Source organism: Pseudomonas psychrophila HA-4 (assembly GCF_000282975.1).
GTDB lineage: Bacteria > Pseudomonadota > Gammaproteobacteria > Pseudomonadales > Pseudomonadaceae > Aquipseudomonas > Aquipseudomonas psychrophila_A.
On record NZ_ALJC01000097.1, the window covers coordinates 1 to 1,035 of the forward strand.

Annotated in this window: 2 protein-coding genes; both read left to right on the forward strand. The window is 41.7% G+C overall.

Annotated features, from left to right (window positions below; all coding sequences use genetic code 11):
- The coding region (locus B347_RS26785) for a hypothetical protein (protein ID WP_202800815.1) at window positions 1-407 on the forward strand (407 nt) is incomplete at its 5' end.
- Between the two features lie 2 nt (window positions 408-409).
- Complete coding sequence (locus B347_RS0115725) at window positions 410-832, forward strand: hypothetical protein (protein ID WP_019410649.1); 423 nt, start codon at window positions 410-412, stop codon at window positions 830-832.
- The last annotated feature ends 203 nt before the right edge of the window (window positions 833-1,035 follow it).

The window sequence follows — 1,035 nt, forward strand, 5'->3', positions numbered from 1 at the left end:
TGGATCCGTTGGGGTTGAGTTCGTGTCCAGGGGATGGTGGGTGTTCTAAGGGTTTAGAAGATCCTGCAAGTAATTCATCTGTAGATGATGGTGCTCCTGCAGTCCCGGTACCACATGTTGCTGATAAGTGGAGCAGAGAGCCTAAAAGCCTTCAGGATGAAATGACACTAAAAGCGGCCTACTTAGGCGAGGGAGAGGAAATCATAGCCAACTTGAGTGATCCAAGATATTCAGGAATGTACAAAATGGAATTGAAGACCACGTCTAAGAACGGTAAACACTCACTTGTTCATTATGTCAAGGATCCGCAAACAGGTGAATTGATGGACTTTAAGTTTAAAAGGCACAGTAATGATGATGTGAAGCCATGGGGCAATGACCCATCTGTCCCCCCTGGAGGATTTTGAAAATGAAAGTGCTATGTGAAATAAATAATGTATTTAAAATTACTGAGCCTTGCATTTTTAAACACATCTTAAAATACATACGCAGATCTGATGGAGAAACTGATTTAGATATAGGGAAAATCTATACTGTATACGGAGTCGAATTTAGAGATAACTATCCTTGGTTTTATCTGTGCACTGAAGATGGTAGCGAGTATCCGAAGCCTTATGCCAGTGCTTTTTTTAACGTCTTAGATAGTCGCCTATCAAAATCTTGGTTCTTAAATAACGCAATGGATAGAAGCGGAAAATTTTATACCTCTTTAGTTATATATGAGTGGGCTGAAGATTGCTTTTTTCATGAGCGCCTTATTGATGGAGAGAGTAAGCCTGTGGAAATTTTCAAAAACGCAAGACGTGTTATGGATGCGGAATATGAAATCTGAATAGTTTCGCCAAGACTGTAGAGAGAAGTCGATAAATATTAGCCAACCATATACAGCTCTTTAAAAAAACATTAATTAACAAGTACTACAATGGTTGTGAGGTCGCGAGCCGAGCATCGCTACTTACAACCCGGCGCCCTCAAAGCCTACGACCCGCTCGACCGCCTGACCGAAGTGCGCGGCAAACACCCCGAACACTTCAT